General features: G+C 43.0%; 1 protein-coding gene. It reads left to right on the top strand.

The window, feature by feature from the left end:
- The first annotated feature begins 47 nt into the window (after window positions 1-47).
- Complete coding sequence (locus ACP45E_RS20075; protein ID WP_017037711.1) at window positions 48-539, top strand: GNAT family N-acetyltransferase; 492 nt, start codon at window positions 48-50, stop codon at window positions 537-539.
- Window positions 540-568 lie beyond the last annotated feature (29 nt).

Here is a 568-nt window from a genome sequence, read left to right as displayed (position 1 = left end):
GCTCACCACTTAAGCGGGCGTTAGCCCACATAAGGAATACATGAATTATGAACATAAGGAACGAATGTTCGAATGACTATGCACAAATTGAAGAGATAACGAAGTTAGCTTTCTTGGGCAAACCGTACTATTCTGGTACAGAGCAGTATTTAGCTGAAAAGCTACGAGCAAATGATGCCTTAGTTCTATCCTTGGTTGTTGAAGATGCTGGCGCAGTTGTTGGTCATCTCGCTCTTTCCCCAATAAAGATTAATGGTTTCAATGGTTCGTATTTCGGTCTCGGTCCGCTAGCGGTTTCACCCAGTGCTCAAGGCAAAGGGTATGGCACTGCGTTACTAAAATCAGCCTTGGAGTTTCTGTCTGCAAATGGGGCTAAATGCTGTGTTCTAGTTGGAGACCCAAACTATTATTCACGTGTAGGCTTTGAAGTTGAGTCAGAGCTAACATATCAAGGAGCCCCTGCTGAATACTTTCAATCAATCAGGTTTACTGAAGACAAATTAGCAGGTGAAGTTGAATTTCATGAAACCTTCGAGTAGTGGGCTAACAAGGCGTTTAAGACAGATTC

The organism is Vibrio genomosp. F10 str. 9ZD137 (genome assembly GCF_049974785.1).
Lineage (GTDB): Bacteria > Pseudomonadota > Gammaproteobacteria > Enterobacterales > Vibrionaceae > Vibrio.
Note: the sequence above shows the minus strand (reverse complement) of the source record. Positions and strands in the feature narration are given on the sequence as shown.

Coding starts and splice junctions, on each gene's coding strand:
- ACP45E_RS20075 (WP_017037711.1), top strand. CDS start 48: ATGAACATAAGGAACGAATGTTCGAATGACTATGCACAAATTGAAGAG.